Raw genomic sequence first — 20,095 nt, forward strand, 5'->3', positions numbered from 1 at the left:
GAAGGTGTATAGTTCTTAAACAGTCTCTGAAACGATTGTGGGTAATCGAACCCTAAGGAATAAGCTATTTCACTAACCGACAGATCGGTTGTTGAAAGCATTTCTTTTGCACGTTCAATGATTTTATTTTGAATATGTTGTTGGGTACTCTGCCCGGTAAGGGCTCGCAACATATCGGTGAGGTAATTGGGCGATACATTCAGTTGTGAAGCTAAATATGGAACAGTTGGCATCCCTTTCTCAGTTAGTTTTTCCCCATTGAAATAGCTGTTAAGATGATCTTCGAATTTGATCAACAGGTCATTGCTCGCCATCTTGCGGGTGATAAACTGGCGGTGATAAAACCGGTCGCAATACGTCAATAACACATCGATTTGCGAAACGATCAAATCCTGGGTAAACGAATCAATTGGGGTGGCAATTTCACTTCGTATACTGTTCATTATATCCATGACCTGCTGCTCTTCCCTTTCTGAAAGATGCAAGGCCTCATGGGCAGCATAAGAAAAATAACCAAAAGACCTGATCTTTGCCGCCAAAGGATAATGTTGAAAAAAATCAGGATGTACGATCAGCATTAAACCTTCTGCCTTTGTAAACCCTGCTTCTATATGCACTACCTGATGTGGTGCAACAAATGATATTGTTCCTCCGTCAAAATCATAGTATTGTTGCCCGTAGCGAAAGCCGTCACAATTTTTCTTTAGAGCAACGCTATAAAAATTATCAGTTAAAGATTGTTCAATTTCTTTCTCCTCAATATTGGCATCAGCAAGGTCTATAACGCTTACGAGAGGATTCGAAGGCTTTTTCAATTTCAACAGTTGATGTACTGAAGAAATTGACAGAATTGTGGGCGGGTGTGATTTTCTTTTCATCAGCTAAAAAATGATGGAGCGACCTAAGCAATTAAAGCCACTCCAAAATTACTCAAATAAAAATTAATCGATATACTGCATCCATGTTTCATCGTAACGGGCGCCTGTTGGGGTCCCCAGTGGAATGATACTTTCTAACCGGTTCAGATCTTCGGTTGTTAATTCAATTTTAGTAGCAGCAATATTGCTTTCGATGTACTTTACCCGTTTCGTACCGGGAATAGGCACCGCACCTTTGGCAATAACCCAGGCAATGGCCAATTGAGGAATGGTTATAGCTTTTTCAGCGGCCATTGTTTCTATTTCCTTAAGCAATTCAACATTTTTGGCGAATTGCTCTCCTGAGAATTTCGGAATAAAACGCCTTGCATCATTTTCAGGAAAATCACCGGCAGTTCTGAACTGGCCCGACAAAAACCCTTTTCCCAATGGAGAATACGCTACCAACCCAATTCCAAGCTCTTTCAGGGTATCATAAATTCCTTCTTCTTCTATACTTCTTTCAAACAACGAAAATTCTGTTTGTACGGCGGTGATGGGATGTATACGCTGTGCCTTGCGAATAGTAGCAGAAGATACTTCCGAAAGTCCGATATACTTTACTTTTCCTTCTTTCACCAACGCTGCCATAGCATCCACAGTTTCTTCCACAGGAGTGGTTTTGTCTAAACGGTGCAGGTAATACAGGTCGATGTAATCAGTATTCAGGTTTTTCAACGATCTTTCTACTGCCTTTCGTACGTAATCCTTTTTGCCGTTGACGCTGCCCGTAAAAACGCCTTCTTCATTGACTTCCATCCCGAACTTGGTGGCTAAAATGTACCGGCTGCGATTGTTGCCAACAGCCCTGGCTATTAATTGTTCATTGATAAACGGACCGTACACATCGGCAGTATCCAAAAAATTACCGCCTAATTCAAACGAACGTTGAATGGTGGCAATGGCTTCCTTTTCATCGGCTTTGCCGTAAACTTCCATTCCAAAGCTTGGGGTCATTCCAATACAGCCTAAGCCTATTGCAGGTACTATAAGTCCTTCGCTGCCTAATTGTATTTGTTTTAATTTGTCCATAACCTATTTGTTTGTGAATTAAAGGACAAATGTCTTAGCTGTAGTAATGGCAGAACTAACCAAATCTCATGGATCTGAAACAAAATCCCGGTTTTGGAGAACGTAAATGGGTTCGAACTTGTGCTTTGAAGACGATAGACATATATTGTATTACAAACCGAGGGGCCCAAAGAAAAGTCATGGAAAAAGCAAAATGGATTCTAACGCCTTCAAACTCATTTAAATTCAATACCATAATGTTTTTATAGTAAATGAATAAAGAATTATTTAAATTAGAAAACCCTTCAAATCTAATCATTTGAAGGGTTCCATTTTTTAGTCGGGACGACTGGATTCGAACCAGCGACCTCTTGCACCCCATGCAAGCGCGCTACCGGGCTGCGCTACGTCCCGTTTCCGGTAACCATCATTTTTAAATGACGGGATGCAAATGTAATATTTAATTTCTTTTTATAAAATTTTCTTAACAGGTTTTTAAAAGAAGGAATTTGAGGCGCACAGGTTCTTTGGGTAACAAATGCTTGTTCCCACAGGTCTTATTATACTTAAATAACATATTTAATTTGGGGCCATGGCCAGGTAAAAGAATTCATTCTAACTTCATCTCCCGCACCGTTTCATTCCCCGGCAAATCTACCGCCACAATTATTAATTTTCCGCCCGGCGGCCGACTGGCCACCTTATAATACCAATCCACGCCATTCCGGCCTAAGACGGCTTTACCTCTTTCCAGTATGCTACCTGCAGCATCAAGTACGCGTACATTCACTTCCGCTACCCTGAATTCGTTTTTCGCAGTCACTACCACAGTTTCTTCTTCGAACTGAATATTCTGGATTTCAGGAGACCGATAAGCATCCTTCACCGCCATATTATACGCATTCTGCCCCGGCCCAGCCAGTGACTTATAATAAGCCTTCAGCTCCGGATCTTCCAGGATCACCATAGCATAAGCCGCAGCCACCTGCATTTTATACCGGGCTTCCAGCTGCTTCTTCGTCGGCTTCTTCTTTGACGGGCCACGTTTCTTCGCCATAATTATCTGCCCGTTCCTTTCGTAAATCGTGATCTGATCGCCCAGCGAACCCCGGACGAGTTGGAGGAGTATATTGTCTTTAACAATAGCCATAAAATCAGTTTTGGGGTTTATAAGATCAATATTAATGATCTTACCCAAACCATAGTGAAGCTTTAACACTAAATGAGTACTAATACATCACTAAATGTGCACCTCAATATCGAATCGATATAGAAATGTACTTTTAATGTACTTATAGTGTACTAATAGCAGTATAGCTATGCTATAGCTTAACAGGCTATTCACTGCGTAAAAAAACCGGGCACAGTTAAGAAAAAAAAAGCCGTTTCACTAGTGCGAAACGACTTCCTTTCCTGAATAAAAGAATTATTCTTCCAAAGTCTGTAATAAAATATTCTGATTAACGATGCTTATTTTGTTACTTCACATCCTTCAAATTCACATCCACCTTATCCCCATCCTTCTTAATTGTCACTTTGTCCTCTATCGCCGCAGTCGCCCCCGTTGCCGCATCAGCAGTATTATAAACATCATTCGCTGACAACACCGCCCCACTCTGATTCATCAAATACGAGGTGCCTGCATAATATTTGTAAGAATACTGATGCGTGTATCCAAACGTAGTCATCAAAATATACTCCCCAGGCATTAAGTTCGTAAATTCAAAATGCCCTTTATCATCATACACCGTCGTCGTCTTAATACAGCCACTCACATTAGGATCAATAGGCACCTCCGGCAACTTCTTACCCTTCCTTATTTTCTTATTCACTGCTTTCCATTCTTCCAGGTATTCCGAATTTGGCAGAATAGACACCACTGTACCCATCGGTGCATATTGCGCTTTTTTCAGATTCATGACCGCCCTACCCCCCTGGATATGGTCCCTGGCAAATGCCGTCCCTACTATTACACTATTCCCCTTCTCTAATTGTTGCAATGTTCTTTCTTTGTCAAACCTGCTCTTTATAGGCTGGTAGTCCAGCTCCTCATTCACACAAATTTCTGTGACACCCCCACCTACCGGCATCACTCTTTGCCACAACCGGTGATCTTTTTTATCTATAACATACGCATACACTGCTCCTGTGCTTTCCTCCAATACACCCACCATCCAGCTCTCGTGATTACCGGTCTTAGGTGAACGGTACATATAGCTTTTTACATCTTTGATGATGTAATTTGTCAAAATACTATCCGGGCTTTTAGTATAGTAAAATTCCGGTATTATAGCCTTATAACCCACATCCAGTGGTAAAGTTGTAAATAACAGATCTGCCACATTAAAATCTACAAATTTTGCGGCAGGCTTAAACAATACCTGGTCATCCTTATTTTCAGCTATGTAATGATACTTACCTGTAATAGAAGTACCGAACTTCAGATCGAGGTTGACTCTTAACCCTTCAGACTTATAGCTAAGCGGGCTGAGTGTCTTTGCATCTGCAATGGAAGTTCTTGTTCTATACCATTTCTCGTTTTCATCTTTGTAGTCAGCCACCAGTTTCATCTCTGTTCCCGAAATTGTCATATCGTATACGGTAGTCCCCTTCTTAGTCCAGTTGTCTCCATTTACATAGTATACGGTATACAGTGATTTCCCTGGGGTCAGGCGGGAAGTATTAATATCCGGGCTGCCGGGGGAAACGGTCTTCTGTCCTAAGCTGGCCAATGGCAATAGTAAAAGAAGTACAGATCTCAAGGTCATTTGCATGGGTTCTTTGTTTACGTAACAAAAAGATAGGTTAATTAAAAACAGGTGTAAAAATAACCAAATGTTCTAATAATCAAAAAGTGGCTATATCAAAAGGATGATATAGCCACTTTCCATGCAGATACCTGGTGGAGATAGGATATTGTTTAAACGATCGCCGTCTTTATACTCTCCGTAATATCTTCAACCGTTCCCAAACCATCAATATCCACCACCTTCAATTTCTCCTTCATATACTGAATCGCCGGCCTTGTCTGCGCCTCAAAAATCGCTATCCGCTTCAGATGGGTCGCCGGGTCCTGGTCATCTTTTCTATCCGATTCCTTCGCTCTCTTCAGCGCCCTTACCAGCAACTCTTCCTTTGGTACTTCTATATTGATCACCTTATTGACGTTCAACTTCTTCTCTGCCAACAACTGTAATAATGTGTCTACCTGCGCCGCTGTTCTGGGATAACCATCAAGGATAATCCCTTTTTCATGTAACTGCTCATCGATAATCTGACCTATCAGACCAGCCATCATCTCATCAGGCACCAGGTTTCCATTCTCTTCATAACTCTTTACCATTCTACCAAAGGGCGTATCCGCTTCTTTTTCCTGACGGATCCTGTCCCCCGTAGAAATATGCTTAAACCCTAAACTGGTCTCCAGTATGGCACATTGTGTTCCTTTACCACTATAGGGAGGCCCGGTAATTATTAAAATTTCCATTATAGATTAATTATTAGGTAATTTCACTTGCTTCAACTGCCCATCCTTAATAAACAGGGTATCCGGCTCTTTAGCAGACCAGACCTTACCTGAAAATGTCGCATCAAAATCCCTGTTCCCAACCCGGGTGATTGTTATGACTATTGTTGACCCGGACCCCGGCGCAATATCATCATCCTGCGTCTCGGTGCCATGATCACCATAAGGGCCATAATAGCGAAAAAAAGGCATTTTTATTTCCTGGCCTACGGACAACTGCGGCTGCAGAGAATCGGATATCGCACGAAATGCAGATCCCAGGGTAATTGCATAACTTCTACTCCCGGTGGCATTGTAAGTAACAAATGTATTTTTACTCGTATCACTATACGTTATAGTATTCGTGTTAGCGACAAAATAAGCGGTGGTCAGGAAATAGTCTACCGCCGCCGGGGTATCCTTTTTACAGGCGGCTAATGCTACAAGTAGCAATGTACAGAAGGTTATTGTCTTTTTCATGAATGCTGGGATAGCTTACAAATATACAACGAAGGATTTTCACGTATCATCTATCTTACCACAATCTTCCGCACCTTATTCCCCCCTGCGGTTTCAAAATTATAGGTCGTCACATACAGCACCCCTTTATTATCTATCGTTATGCCCATCGGACCGTTAAACCCGGCATTCAGCCCCTCTCCATCCACATCCTCCGCATTCCCGCTACCCGCAATGACGATCACCTTCCCTGTTGATTTCTCAATCATACTCAATGTGTTAGAAAAATGATCCGCAGAATATATATTTCCTTTCTTATCCCGGGCAATCTCCCAACCCTGGTTAGCATAATACTCCTTATACAATGACAGCACGCCGCCAGAAGAAACTGTATAAATGCCATAAGCAGATACCCACAGCGTACCCGTCGCATCAAAGAACATATTGCGGGGGGTAAGCGGTCCGTTTGCCACCAGCAGTGTATCATTTAGCCCATCCGGATCTACCCTGTAAATCCGGCCATTGGTATTATTATTAAAATAGACTTTGCGATCCGGCCCCACTGCCACCCCGGCAATCGGCATTTCGCCCTGGTAGATAATACTGCTGCTGCCATCAGGCTCCACCCGCAGCAGGTCTGTATTAAAGTTGGTGACAAATAACTGGTGGGAAATAGTATCTACTGCCAGATTGTATGCAGAGAAGAAACCATTTAAAGGAGTGATAGATGTCACTACTTTTGTATTCACATCTACCTTCCTGATCAGGCCATTATAGCCATCACAAATGTACAAGGTAGTACCATCCAGGGCTAATCCCCAGGGCTCGTTAAATGTGGCATTTGTACTATCCCCGTTATCGCGGCCAGCAGCGCCTGAACCGGCAATGGTCGTCACTGTCGTTTTATACCGGTACGTAAAGGCCACCTCAAAGATGTTCTTCTTTACCCGGGCCTGAATTTGACCTGATCCCGCCATTTCAGGCACAATTGCCAGAATACTGTCTCTTGTCACAGCTATTACCCGCATAAATTCATCATTTAAGCTCAGGGTGATGCTGTCGCCATAAGTAGGGATGTTCTTACCATAGATGGCAATGGTGTCTCCGCCGCCACCAGGCCCGGAAACGGATGTAAGCGAGGTGTTAACCTGGGTTCCATCATCAAGTGTACAGGCAGAAAATAGTAGCGCGATGCTAAGGGTAACTATTAAAGTTTTCATGGCATAGATTGGGTTATAAAAATGGTATATTCAAATTACGGAAATTCTTAGAATAACACCCCTACCATTAAAGATAATTTCGGACCGCTTAACACGCCGTTCCGTCGCATCTGCATGGTACCTACCTCGCTTCTTTCTTTGAAATAATCATTTACCTGGTCAAAGGTCAACAAACTTTTCTGTTTTATCTGCACCATATATCCCGCTTCAAGCCCGAACGATAATCTACGCCAATGAGTGCTGACTGCCAGCACCGGCTGCAGTGCCGAAGCCTTTCTTAAATACTTCACCTCCACCCTGTCAGCATCATAAGTGTGGGTGATTGTTTCGGTGTAAGTACCGCCGTCATCATCTGTGTACGTCTCCTCGTGTGAAATTGTAAATTGGGTACTGGCCGTAAAACCATCGAAGTAAAGATATTTCTGGTAATTGTCTATATCACCTACATGGTTCGAACCCCTGAAACGATAATAATCTAGTCCCGGTTTTACGGTTACCGCGCCGAGGTTCAGTACATAGCGGTATCCCAGGTGATAGTATAAACCACCATCCCCACCTACATTGTGAAATCCACCGATACCCAGCACAATATCATGATGCTCCTGAAAGACAGATTCATACACAGCTCCCAGGGTACGTATCTGGTTGGCAAAACCATTTTTGGCTGTTCCGGTGAAAGTTGCCGAACTCTCGGCACCAGTACTGGTGGAATAGCTTGTATATGGCACGTTTGCCTGGGTCACCTGTCCCGGGCTTACCGGCGAAACGCCCCCAAAGTTAAACGCAAGGATATGATAATGACGGGGAAAGTGATCAAAGAATTTGCTGGTGCCACGCTGTCCGAAAGGGAGGTTCAGTTTAGTATTCTGGGAAAAGCCCTGAAGGCCGATAATAGTTAACAATAACAAAAGGCGATAGTTCATAAATATAGGCGCAGTTGAATCTGCTCACAAAAATGGAGAATTTTCTGTATACACGAAAATAATTTCTAAATTGATGGCAGCTTTGGAGAATATGCTAACCTACATGAATCACCCTATTAAATAAGCCACCCCACTATTCACTGGCTCACACAAATCTGCAATCCTTTTGCTGTTAAATAATTCCGCTATCAGGTCCCGCGCTTTTCCATACTCGTGATGTATAGGACATGGATGCGTAGCTGAACATTTACTCAACCCCAACCCACATTCCTTAAATACCTGCTTCCCATCTATCGCTTCCACAATATTCATAATCGGTTGCTGCATCTGTGCTTCCGAAATAAAAAACCCACCTGCCGGCCCTTTCACACTTTTTATCACCCCCTGCTTTACCAGCACCTGCAATAACTTACCCACCGTATGCTCACTGGCATCAATGCTTTCAGCTATTTCTTTCATGCCCGCATTCTCCCCACGCCCGAATTTGGAGGAGAGGTAAATCACTGCTTTTATGGCTGTCTTACATGTGAAGCTAAGCATCAAATTATCTGTTTAAAAATTCCTGGCCTTCTTCGGATATCATTTCCAAACTCCACGCTGGTTCAAATGTAACTGTTACCTGTACATCATAGTCCGGAAAAGATTGTTCCAGCCTGCTTTTTACTGCATCGAAAATAGACTGTCCCATGGGGCAATACTGGGTACTCAGGGTCATTACCACAAACATATTTTTTTCATTTACCTGCAAGTCATAAATCAATCCCATATCCACCACATTCAATCCTATTTCAGGATCAAATACCCAACGTAGTGCAGCAAGCGCTTCGGCTGCTTTTTGAGTTTGAGCGGTCATAACACAACTTCTTTATGAAAGAGTAACTTAAATACATTCATATTATAGAGAAACGCACAACCTAATAACAACAACGCCCCCGTCTTTGCCGTCATGCCACTGGATGTAATTATACCTGCTGCAAACCCTACAAAGCCAATAATGAAACATACCGCCATCGTATTAAAGATGCTGTTACTAAACAGGTCTTTTGGATTCGGCGTTTTACCTGTTCCTGCTTTTGCATGATATATTTTGTTCCAGATGATAAACGGTAATGTTTTAAAAGTCATGCCCAATATTATTGCCGTGAGCCATCCAAAAAAGATCGTGAACCCATATGCTAATACCAGTTGCACATTTGCCGACAGTGAAATGAGCATGATTATAATGGTTATCAAAAAGATCAACGGCAATACCATCATCACAACAGCCAGCAATGACACTTTCATTTCTTCATCTACCTGCCTGCGGATCCGCACCCGGTAAGCATTTTCACAAAACACTGCAAACAATATGATCGCCGTTGTAACTGCGGCCACTGGCACCAGGTATAACCATAATGGCGCATTATTCAGAAAGATGCAGATAAACAGGATCAGCCCCCCATTTGCCAACCAATAAATACGCCACAGCATCTTTGGATGCTCATATTTAGAGATCAGGAACATGGGAATGAGCCGGGAACCTACCCCCATCACCAGCAACAGAAACCATCCCACAATACCAATATGTGCGTGAAGGGACAAATAATGCAGTGAATCTTTTGGCAGGAAGCCCTCTGAGAAATTACACACCAGCAAACCACCTACCAAAGTGGTGAAAAACAGCCATCCCGTAGCGGTGAGCATAAAATACGCCTGGATGTTTTTCGTCTTACTCTGAATAATACTCATGACTACATTGACAAGAAATACCACTACGCCCACATTGACTAGCAAAGCCCCGATCTTTGCCGGCCAACCCATATCAAAATCATAAAATGCCCACACCAGCAAAAGAATACCTACAGCCGTGCATGCGAAAGCTATATACGCCAGCCTGATACTGTACAATTTTCCTTCGATCAGTACCGGTAGTAACTGGTGACTGGCACCTAAGATGATCATCGTTCCCCAGCCGAGCGCCATGGTATGCGTAATGGCCAGAATATGCGGCTGAAAATAATGCCCTGAAAATTCGCCTGATGATGTAAACAGCATCAATGCGGCTAACAGGAATGCCAGTCCGGCATACACATAAAAGGGAACCACCACCTTGTGGGTAGTTGTGTACATGATATCGCTCATCAGTCTCTGAATATTAAAATGTGTACTTCTTCGCTGTTGATTTCCTTGATCCGGTAGTCAAACTTTCTTTGTGCCAGTTCTGGTAACAGAAATACAGGAATGCGTTTATGATATACAAACAAAGCTGTTCCTGCAGCCAAATGATCCAGGTTTTCAAGAATTGTATACATGGGTTGTGGCATTTGAAGACCACGTACATCGATGATTTGGAGTTTGAACCTTTTCAGAACCTCGTCCCAGTCACCCCTTTGCACAGGGGTTTCAGCTGGCTGCCACGCTCCTGTTTTATAAAACCAGGTTTCCACCAGGTTGTCATTCACATGCATGGCATAAGATTCAAAACCTTGTTTTTGCAAAAGCAGCATTAGCGGAGTAGGCTCAAAGGTGTTCACGATTTTCAACACCTGCCCGCTTTGTAAGGTTTTTATTTTTTGGAGGATCTGGTTGAGTGGATCTTCGCCTGATTGAATGATAGGGCGAACATCCAGTACCACTAACTGCCCATCGTTTAATGTTTTTATAAAACCAGGTGCGTCCTGTGCAGTTACTGCAATAGCGGGTGTGGCCGCATCGATATCAAAACCCAGGGGCGCTAACTTTTCGAAAAAGTCATCTACACGGCAGCCCCCGATCTTACTTGCCATGGCAATGCTTGCCCGCCCTGCCATCAATTTTCTTAATACAGGGTTACGTAATTTCTCAAACTTTGGTGAGATACTTACGATGGCATCCAGCGATGCCGGATTATGTTTTAAAATGGACCCTATTTTCGTATTTTGATCAATGATCATGACTTATTGCTTCTGGTAGTGTGTAGTAATAATTGTTCCTGGTCTTCGGGGCTCATATGCTCCTGCAGGTGATTAAAAAGCGTTCGCTCTTCAAAACGGATATGAGCTTCCAGCAGGTCGCCAAACTGGTGTAGCAGGGCCGTTTCTGCGCCATTCCGGCGGATAGATTCAATAAGGTTATAAATCGCACGGTGTTCACCTTCGGCTTGTTCGCGGAGCGGGTCCTTCATATCCAGCTTACTAAACAGGTAGTCTTCTTCTTCCCTGAAATGCTGTTGCAGATCAGTATTGAAAAAATCAATGACATACCTGCTGATGTCCGCAGGGTTTGTTTCGTTTGCCAGATCCTGCCGGATTCTCCAAACCAGCAATAAGCCGAAGTGATGGTCTTTGGACAATTGTACAAATGCTTTACTTCGTTTGATGGGTGTAGGCTTTTCCATGTATAGCAGTTTTTAGGTCCTGTAATAGTACATTGGCCTGTTCCTTATCAAAGTCCTCATGCTGTCTTTTGCTGACCCCCATACGGCTTAAATCAATCGCCATATCCGGTTGTATGGAATGATTAGCAAGGCATGCTTTGGTGCAGGCTAACGGGCATCCGTCTATTGCAATAATTTGTCTTCCGGAAAGGGCTGTTTTGACCAGCTTTTTTACATTTCCCCCAACTCCCGCAATGCAGGACATTTCGGCAATGCCTTGCCGGTCTAACTGGATGGCAAGGTAATTGGCCATTTGTGCGGCGCTGGAGCAGCCGGAGCAGGAATATACAAGCGGAGTTTCCATTGTGGCATAAAAGTACTCGTATACTTTTATACAGATAATGACGGGAGTCAGTGAGCAGTATGACTACGGTCAGTTAAAACACAAAGGGCTTTCAAACCGATCGGTCTGAAAGCCCCTGTAATTCTAAAATGCCTTACGCTACCGGCGCAAACTCTTCCGCCTTCCACGTTGCCATATTCTCATAACTCTTATACCTCAAATCCACCAACTCCTGCGCCAATCCCATCAACCTTTTCGCCTCTGCCGGGTTTGCTGCTGCCAGCGCCTTATACCTCGTTTCATTATAAGCATAATCTGTAAATGATACCGCCGGTCTTGGAGAATCCAATACAAAAGGATTCTTACCCGCTTCACGCAGCGCAGGATTATACCTGATCAATGGCCAATACCCACTGGATACCGCCAGCTGTTGCTGCGTCAATCCCTTCTCCATATCTATGCCATGCGCTATACAATGACTATAAGCAAGAATCAATGATGGTCCTTTATAAGCTTCTGCCTCGCGCAGTGCCAGCAAGGTTTGCTGTGGGTTGGCACCCATTGCAATTTGTGCTACATACACATTACCATATGATATCGCCTGCATAGCCAGGTCCTTCTTCCCTACCTTCTTACCCGCTGCCGCAAATTTTGCAATGGCAGCTGTAGGCGTTGCCTTCGACATCTGGCCACCTGTATTGGAATATACTTCTGTATCCAGCACCAGCACATTTACATTACGCCCTGTAGACAATACATGATCCAACCCTGCAGATCCAATATCATACGCCCAGCCATCACCACCTATCAGCCATACACTTCTCTTCACCAGGTGATCGGCCACCGCCAGCAGTTGTGCCGCCAGCGCATTGCCACGCAGTGTATGCAATTGCTGCTTCAGTACCCCTACTCTATCCCGCTGCTCCACAATCTGTGATTCCAGCTGTTGCGGTGCATGCAAAAGCGCATCTACCAATACATCGTTCTCAAGAACAGGTTGCAATGCCACCAGCAATGCCTGTGCTATTTCCCACTGCTTATCTGCCGCCACACGCATGCCTAATCCAAACTCCGCATTGTCTTCAAACAGGGAATTGGACCATGCCGGGCCACGCTTGTCTTTATTCACTGACCACGGTGTAGTAGGCAAATTACCACCATATATAGAAGAGCAACCCGTTGCATTCGCTACTAATAATCTATCGCCATACAACTGTGTCAGCAATTTTACATACGGTGTCTCGCCACAACCTGCACAGGCTCCGGAGAACTCAAACAACGGCTCCAGGAACTGTGCCCCTCTTACTGTTGAGAAATCCAGTTCTGCACGGTTATTCACCGGCACACTTTCAAAAAACCGGATATGCTCACGCCCTGTAGCCAGTGATGGCTTTGGTGTCATATTAATCGCCTTGCGGGATGCATCTTTGATATCTACTGCCGGGCAAGCCTGCACACAGAGCTTACACCCCGTACAATCTTCTAAATACACCTGCAGGGTATACCGCGTTTCAGGGAAACCACGTGCATTGATCGCTGCAGAAGGGAACCCCTCAGGCGCCTTCTCTAAATAAGATTCATGATAAAACTTAGAACGGATCACACTATGCGGACACACAAAGCTACAGTTACCACACTGTATACAACTATCAGATTCCCACACAGGTACTTCATCCGCAATATTCCTCTTCTCCCACTTCGTGGTACCACTTGGATACGTGCCATCTACAGGCATCTTGCTCACCGGCAACAGATCGCCTTTCCCTTCCAGCAGCATCGCCGTCACCTCCTGTACAAAAGCAGGGGCTTCCGCAGGGATTCCATCATCCATAGGTAATGTACCTGTAGCACTTGCAGGCAGGGGCACACGTACCAGGTGCGCCAGCGTATCATCCACCGCCTTGAAATTTTTCAGTACAACGGCTTCACCTTTTGATTGATAGGATTTGCGGATGAATTTCTTAATCTGCTCAATCGCTTCATCAGCAGGCAATACATTAGATAATGCAAAGAAGCAGGTTTGCATAATGGTATTGATACGCTGTCCCATACCTGCCGCTGCCGCTACTTTGGAGGCATCGATCACATACAGCTGCATCTGTTTATCGATCAGCTGTTCCTGCACGGCACGTGGCAGATGGTCCCACACTTCCCCTGCAGGATAAGGACTATTCAACAGGAAGGTAGCACCCGGCCTTGCACTCTGCAACATATCAGTCTTACTGATAAAATTGTATTTATGACAGGCTATAAAATCAGCTTTGTCTACCAACCAGGGTGCACGGATAGGATCTTTCCCAAACCGCAGGTGAGACACTGTTTGCGTACCTGACTTACGTGAATCATATACAAAATATCCCTGTGCATAGAGGTCGGTTTCTTCACCGATGATCTTGATACTATTTTTATTTGCACCTACTGTACCATCTGCACCCAATCCATAAAACAACGCGCAGACCCTGTCTGACGGCTCGATATGGAAAGCATTATCGTAGTCAATACTAGTATGGGTCACATCATCATAAATACCGATGGTAAACCCATGCTTTGGTGCCGGCTTTTTCAGTTCATCCAGCACAGCTTTGGCCATGGCTGGTGTAAACTCTTTTGAAGACAAGCCATACCTGCCCCCGATAATGCGTGGCAGTTTTGACAAACGACCTTCGGTAAATGCCTGACAGATATGCGTAACAACATCCTGGTACAAGGGTTCTCCCGCAGCGCCCGGTTCTTTGGTACGATCCAGTACAACTATTTTCTCTACTGTAGCAGGTAGTGCTGCCAGTAAGTGTTCGCCGGAGAAAGGACGGAATAACCTGACCAGTATTACGCCGACTTTTTCATCCTGCAATACGCGTACGGTTTCTTTCAACACCTCTCCGCCGGAACCCATGACCACAGCCACACGCTCTGCCTGCGGATGACCATAATATTCAAACAGCTGATACTGGCGACCCGTCAGTGCGCCCAATTGATTCATGGCATCCTGCACAATAGCGGGGGCTGCTGAATAAAAAGGATTCACCGTTTCACGGCCCTGGAAATATACATCCGGATTTTGCGCCGTACCCCTGATGAAAGGCTGGTCAGGATTCAGGCTACGCGCGCGGTGTTCGCTCACGAGTGTATCGCTGATCATACTTTTGATCTGGTGATCGGGTATCAGCTGGATCTTATTAATTTCATGCGAAGTACGGAATCCATCAAAAAAATGCATGAATGGAATGCGTGCACGCAAGGTTGCCGTTTGGCTAATCAGTGCCATGTCATGCGCTTCCTGTACAGAAGCAGAAGACAACATGGCAAAGCCGGTAGTACGTGCCGCCATCACATCGCTATGATCGCCGAAGATAGACAACGCCTGTGCAGCCAGTGACCGTGCAGCCACATGAAACACAGCACAGGTCAGCTCTCCGGCTATCTTGTACATATTAGGTAACATCAGCATCAACCCCTGTGACGCTGTAAAGGTAGTAGTCAATGCGCCAGCCTGCAAAGCGCCGTGCACCACACCGGCAGCACCACCTTCGCTTTGCATTTCTATTACATCCGGCACCTGGCCCCAGATATTCTTTAATCCTTTTGCCGCCCATTCATCTGCCAGTTCTGACATGGTAGATGAAGGCGTGATAGGATAAATAGCACATACTTCATTAACGCGGTAAGCGATATAAGCTACGGCTTCATTGCCGTCCAGCGTAGCAATAACTGGTGTAGTCTCTTGTGTCATAGTGAGGTTGATTTACGCTCCGGGTACCATTTCAATTGCATGGCAGGAACACTGCTCGCTACACACTGCGCAGCCGGTGCAAATATCATAATTGAAGGAATAGCCATTGCCTGGTCCCAATTTGGTAATGGCCTTTTGCGGACAGGCGCCATAGCAACCATCGCATTCAAAGCAATTGCCACAGGACAAACACCGGCGGGCTTCAAACAGTACTTCTTTTTCCTGCAGGCCATACCTGACTTCGTCAAAACCAGCAATACGGTCTTCCGCAGGTTTTACCACCTGGGTTCCCTGGGGGGCATAAGTACGGTACCAGCGGTGTAGTTTTTCATATCCAATCACAGGTGGTTTGGCAGGTGGTGTATACACCTGGTTGTTCAGGAAAGCGTCTATATAACGGGCTGTTTTCTTGCCGTGACCAATAGCAATGGTTACATTTCTTTCGCCCGGCACCATATCACCACCTGCAAATATGCCGGGATACCCCGTCATCATGCTGCTATCTACACACACATTATCGTCTGGTGTGAAGGTAATACCGGGAATATTTTTCAGGAAACCGGTATCGGCTTCCTGCCCCAGGGCCATGATGAGGGAGTCTGCTTCCAGTGTTTCAAAACGGCCTGTAGGCACAGGTTTACCATCTACCAGTTCCATCACTTCCACCGTCATGGTCATACCTTCTACTGATTTGATAGAACGTAGCCAATGTATGTTTACACCTTCTTCCAGGGCTTCCTGTGCTTCAAAATCGTGGGCGCTCATATTAGCACGGTCACGACGATAGATGATCATGGTATCCTGCACACCCAGGCGTTTTGCAGTGCGGGCAGCATCCATTGCAGTGTTGCCACCGCCATATATGGCCACACGGCGGCCCAGTTGTGGGGCATCGCCTTCTTCCACCTGTTTCAGGAAAGATAGCGCGTCCATCATTTTGAAAGCATCTTTGGCAGGAAGATCTACTTTTTTAGAAAGGTGAGAACCGATAGCGAGGAATACAGCGTCAAATTTGCCTGCTTGCTTTTCGCTCAACAGGTCTTCTACTTTATGATTATATTCGACAGATACGCCCATTTTACAGATGCGTGCTACTTCCAGGTCCAGTTCATGACGGGGCAGGCGATATGCGGGGATACCAAAATGCATCATACCACCTGCAATAGGGCCTGCTTCGTGAATTTCCACCTCATGACCTTTACGCCGCAGGTGATAGGCAGCCGAGAGGCCCGCAGGGCCTGCGCCCACTATCAACACGCGCTTGCCGGTAGGCGGAGCGATATCGACGGTCCATCCCTTATGCAGGGCTTCATCTCCAAGAAATCTTTCTACAGCGTGGATATTGACAGCACTGTCGATTTGCGTTCGATTGCATTGCACCTCACAGGTGTGATAGCAAACCCTGCCCATGACGGCAGGAAAAGGGTTGTCTTCCATGATCGTGCGCCAGGCAGCCTCATATTGGCCGGCCTGGGCCAGCGACAGCCACCCCTGAATGTTTTCACCTGCCGGGCAGGTGTTGTTGCAGGGTGGCAGCAGATTGGCATACACAGGATGTTGTGTCCTTGTAGGGCCGGTGCCAGTACTGTGGCTTTGCAGATCAGGCGATAAGGTAATGTCCTGATTTGTTTTCATAATATGTGAAGGTATTATCCGGAGGAAGGATAATTCGTGCTTTAAATCATGATAGGGGGTGATAATGATCAACAAAAACAGGTAGTCCTGCCGAAACAAGACTACCTGTCCAAAAAACTTTAACCCCAAAAATGTATGATCAGATCTTAATCAGGTATGCCCTGATCTGGATGGCTTCCAGGCGCTTTGATGCACCGGTTATTCCGGCTACATCATTTTCGCTCACCCATCCTTCCCAGCCATAAGAATCCTGGTGCACTCTATAATAAATATAAGGTCTTGCGGTGGTAGAAGGGGCTGAATCGTTGAATGTAAGGGTAAAATTAGGGTTTCCATACCGGGGGCCATAAATCTGTATGGCCTCCATTCTCCTGGACTGGCCTACAGTACCGGCTATGCCATAGGGAGAGGTCACATAACCCTGCCAGCCGATAGCCTCTACGTGTGCCTTGTAAGTAAAGCCAAAGTCGCCGGTAAAGTAAGTAGTGCCGGTTTCATCTGCCGCACCAAACTGGATGTTTGGCAGTTTGATGGCTTCCATTCTCCGGGACTGACCGGTGGTACCTATAATCTGGTTAGCAGCAGGGAGGGTGGTGCTAAAAGCATCCGGCGCGGTGCTGTTCATGATATTAAAATTATAATCTGTCCAGCCAATAGCCTGCAAATTAGCAGAAGCAGTACCGACAGTCTGGTACCAGTTACCATTTAATACCACACCTACCCCGTTCACGTTGTGTGTAGGCAGGTTGGCAGCTGCTATATCCGCTGCTCTTGCAGATGCAGATCGCACTGCTTTTAAAAGGTCTTTATTATCATCTTTCCGGGCTGATAAGGTAGCATAATACTCCTTGCTCAGCTGGTTTGCCTGGTCGTACAGTTTGTCTTTGATCAGATCCTGGTACAGCAGGGGTACAATATCATTAGGAATCTGGTCTACAGACAGGTAAGATAATTTAGCAGCTACTGTAGATGGGGGTGTTGCGGGTTGAACCTTCTCTTTTGCGCATGATGCAAATAGGAGCACCACTGCACATAGGTACAGACAATGAGTTTTCATAACTACGTTTGAAATAGGTTAATTAATAATGGGAGTTAATTGGGTTATTTTGAGATTAAAGTTTGTTTGCGTCCGCTGCCAAGTTAGAACAATATAACTGAATAAAAAAAATCTTTTCCGGTAATAGTTGCGACTATTACCGGAATGTTAACACTCCCGCTTTCAACTCATATTTAATAGCAGTTGTCTTTGTGAGGTTATCTAAAAAATCTCCCAGCCCATCTTGTTTTGTCAATATACCGGTGAGGTCTATACGGGAAACTGCTGTATTTTCAAAAACGACTTCGATATCAAACCACCTGTTGATCACATCGCCTATCTCCCTGAGTGTAGCATGCCTGAAGTAATATTTTCCTTCCATCCATCCCAGGGTATTCCGCTTATCAAAAGCGTCGATACTAAAGAACTGCTGGTTATATACTGCTTCATATCCCGGTGATAACTGCACCACCTGTTCGCCGTTTTTGCTTTTCAAGGCCACCTTGCCGGAAGCCAGTGCAATGCGTGGGTTCACACTGCTATAGGTATTGATGTTAAAGGCCGTTCCCAGCACATCGACCGATACATCGCCGGCATGCACGATAAAGGGCCGTACGGGATCCTGCTTTACTGAAAAATAAGCTTCCCCGTTCACTGTCACTTCCCGGGTTTTTCCATTAAATGCCATTGGAAAACGGATCTCTGATTTAGCATTCATCCACACTTCCGTGCCATCTGCCAGCACCAGCTTATAGTCTTTTCCTGCGGGTACCCGCAATACATTCATTGGCATATCGGCTGTTGCATTGGCAGCATTGTACTGTAAACTTTTTGCCGATACCTGCAATTGTGCACCGCCTACTTTCATCAGGGCCTGCGTGGTATCAGACAGGTCGATCTGCTGGCCATTGGCAAGTTGGAGTACGATGCCGGTAGGCGTGCTTAAGGCAGGCTTTACAAAAGTTGGCCTTTGCTTAAAGTAAAACAGGCTACTGCCTGTAACGAGCAAAATACCCGCTGCAGCATACCACCACTTTATGGATTTCCGTTTTGAAAATCGGTGCCTGTTTTCCTCCCACAAAACCGCTTCATCCAGTTTGGACAAATATGCCTGCGCTTCTGGCTGGTTCAGCTGTTCCTGCATTCCCTTCAACACGCCTTCCAGCTCCGGGTGTTGCTTTATTAATTGCTTCAGTTGCGCGTCATCCTCTTCCGAAATACATCCAGACAGCTTCTCCAACATTAATTGTTCTATATATGGTATCATTTGTTCTGATCTTAAATTTATTCTGAAAAGGGCAGATCCAGTTTACTTCGCAGGGTTTTCACTGCGATCTTCAGGTGTGTCTTTAATGAGTTTACACTGATTCCCATATTATCTGCCACCTCATGATACTTCTTATGCTCCAGGTATACCAGGTTAAATGCACGCTGCCGCTGCGTGGGGAATTCCTGCAACAATTCATGCAATTGCTGCTGGAACTGTTCGTTTGCCACTGGTTTTGATTCTTCAAAACACGAGTGGTCTACCGTTTCGGCATACTTCTCAATTCGCTTTAGTCGTCTCGACTTTATCTTATGATAGTCATTCACCTGGTTGCGTACAGCAATCAGCAGGTAGGTACGGAGGTTTCCATTAATTTTTTGATACAACTGCTTTTCCCAAATGCTGCACAGCACAGACTGGACCAGGTCATCGGCTTCATTAGGGTCTCCTGTTCCCAAATACGCCTTCGTCCACATTAACCGGTAGTATTTCTTAAAAATTAGTTCAAATGCATTGCCGGCGCCCCCATTCTTTAATAACAGAAGTACAATATCGTCTCCCGGATATTCAGGCATAATAGATAATTAAGTGGTTGATTGTATAACGCGGATAAAAATTCTAAAGGGATATTGTCTGGAATAAATATAAATGTTATTTTGACATTTATAAAAATATTTTTTTTGGGGCGGGCATTCACCCATTCACAATTGTCGTC

19 protein-coding genes and 1 tRNA gene are annotated in these 20,095 nt (G+C 45.0%); all 20 read right to left on the reverse strand.

Annotated features, from left to right (window positions below; translation table 11 throughout):
• A partial coding sequence (locus ABDW16_RS26905) for a helix-turn-helix transcriptional regulator (RefSeq protein ID WP_343674104.1) occupies positions 1-878 on the reverse strand: 878 nt, incomplete at its 3' end.
• Between the two features lie 63 nt (positions 879-941).
• On the reverse strand, positions 942-1,949 hold the full coding sequence (locus tag ABDW16_RS26910; RefSeq protein WP_343674105.1) for an aldo/keto reductase: 1,008 nt from the start codon (positions 1,947-1,949) through the stop codon (positions 942-944).
• Between the two features lie 319 nt (positions 1,950-2,268).
• Positions 2,269-2,342 (reverse strand) — tRNA-Pro (locus tag ABDW16_RS26915).
• A 196-nt stretch (positions 2,343-2,538) separates the two neighbouring features.
• On the reverse strand, positions 2,539-3,078 hold the full coding sequence (locus ABDW16_RS26920) for a hypothetical protein (RefSeq protein ID WP_343674106.1): 540 nt from the start codon (positions 3,076-3,078) through the stop codon (positions 2,539-2,541).
• 328 nt (positions 3,079-3,406) lie between these two features.
• Entirely contained in the window at positions 3,407-4,696 is a 1,290-nt protein-coding gene (locus ABDW16_RS26925) for a hypothetical protein (protein ID WP_343674108.1), read from the reverse strand.
• Between the two features lie 152 nt (positions 4,697-4,848).
• Positions 4,849-5,415 carry a nucleoside monophosphate kinase gene (locus ABDW16_RS26930; protein WP_343674110.1) on the reverse strand — a complete coding sequence of 189 codons (567 nt, stop codon included), beginning with the start codon at positions 5,413-5,415 and terminating at the stop codon, positions 4,849-4,851.
• Between the two features lie 6 nt (positions 5,416-5,421).
• Complete coding sequence (locus ABDW16_RS26935) at positions 5,422-5,913, reverse strand: hypothetical protein (protein WP_343674111.1); 492 nt, start codon at positions 5,911-5,913, stop codon at positions 5,422-5,424.
• Between the two features lie 50 nt (positions 5,914-5,963).
• Positions 5,964-7,112 carry an IPT/TIG domain-containing protein gene (locus ABDW16_RS26940; protein WP_343674112.1) on the reverse strand — a complete coding sequence of 383 codons (1,149 nt, stop codon included), beginning with the start codon at positions 7,110-7,112 and terminating at the stop codon, positions 5,964-5,966.
• 47 nt (positions 7,113-7,159) lie between these two features.
• Positions 7,160-8,035, reverse strand: coding sequence for a hypothetical protein (locus ABDW16_RS26945; RefSeq protein ID WP_343674114.1), 876 nt, complete (start codon positions 8,033-8,035; stop codon positions 7,160-7,162).
• Between the two features lie 108 nt (positions 8,036-8,143).
• The gene (locus ABDW16_RS26950) at positions 8,144-8,575 is read right to left on the reverse strand and encodes an Rrf2 family transcriptional regulator (RefSeq protein ID WP_343674115.1); all 432 of its coding nucleotides are present in this window, start codon (positions 8,573-8,575) and stop codon (positions 8,144-8,146) included.
• Between the two features lie 4 nt (positions 8,576-8,579).
• Positions 8,580-8,888, reverse strand: a complete 309-nt coding sequence (locus ABDW16_RS26955) for a metal-sulfur cluster assembly factor (protein WP_343674116.1) — start codon at positions 8,886-8,888, stop codon at positions 8,580-8,582.
• Positions 8,885-10,156, reverse strand: coding sequence for a cytochrome C oxidase subunit I (locus ABDW16_RS26960; RefSeq protein ID WP_343674118.1), 1,272 nt, complete (start codon positions 10,154-10,156; stop codon positions 8,885-8,887). Before ABDW16_RS26960 ends, ABDW16_RS26955 begins: the two co-directional genes overlap by 4 nt.
• The gene (locus tag ABDW16_RS26965; protein WP_343674119.1) at positions 10,156-10,947 is read right to left on the reverse strand and encodes a DUF2249 domain-containing protein; all 792 of its coding nucleotides are present in this window, start codon (positions 10,945-10,947) and stop codon (positions 10,156-10,158) included. Before ABDW16_RS26965 ends, ABDW16_RS26960 begins: the two co-directional genes overlap by 1 nt.
• A complete protein-coding gene (locus ABDW16_RS26970; protein WP_343674121.1) occupies positions 10,944-11,390 on the reverse strand; it encodes a hemerythrin domain-containing protein in 447 nt (148 codons plus the stop codon). Before ABDW16_RS26970 ends, ABDW16_RS26965 begins: the two co-directional genes overlap by 4 nt.
• Positions 11,359-11,733, reverse strand: a complete 375-nt coding sequence (locus ABDW16_RS26975) for a putative zinc-binding protein (protein WP_343674123.1) — start codon at positions 11,731-11,733, stop codon at positions 11,359-11,361. Before ABDW16_RS26975 ends, ABDW16_RS26970 begins: the two co-directional genes overlap by 32 nt.
• A 133-nt stretch (positions 11,734-11,866) precedes the next feature.
• On the reverse strand, positions 11,867-15,442 hold the full coding sequence (gene nifJ, locus ABDW16_RS26980; protein WP_343674125.1) for a pyruvate:ferredoxin (flavodoxin) oxidoreductase: 3,576 nt from the start codon (positions 15,440-15,442) through the stop codon (positions 11,867-11,869).
• 12 nt (positions 15,443-15,454) lie between these two features.
• Positions 15,455-17,077 (reverse strand): NAD(P)-binding protein, encoded by a 1,623-nt coding sequence (locus tag ABDW16_RS26985; protein WP_343674126.1) that lies wholly within the window; start codon positions 17,075-17,077, stop codon positions 15,455-15,457.
• 139 nt (positions 17,078-17,216) lie between these two features.
• Complete coding sequence (locus ABDW16_RS26990; RefSeq protein WP_343674127.1) at positions 17,217-18,134, reverse strand: hypothetical protein; 918 nt, start codon at positions 18,132-18,134, stop codon at positions 17,217-17,219.
• A gap of 136 nt (positions 18,135-18,270) precedes the next feature.
• Positions 18,271-19,380 carry a FecR domain-containing protein gene (locus tag ABDW16_RS26995; protein WP_343674129.1) on the reverse strand — a complete coding sequence of 370 codons (1,110 nt, stop codon included), beginning with the start codon at positions 19,378-19,380 and terminating at the stop codon, positions 18,271-18,273.
• 17 nt (positions 19,381-19,397) lie between these two features.
• A complete protein-coding gene (locus ABDW16_RS27000) occupies positions 19,398-19,955 on the reverse strand; it encodes a sigma-70 family RNA polymerase sigma factor (protein WP_343674130.1) in 558 nt (185 codons plus the stop codon).
• Positions 19,956-20,095 lie beyond the last annotated feature (140 nt).

Origin of the sequence: Chitinophaga sp. (assembly GCF_039596135.1) — a bacterium.
Classification (GTDB): domain Bacteria; phylum Bacteroidota; class Bacteroidia; order Chitinophagales; family Chitinophagaceae; genus Chitinophaga.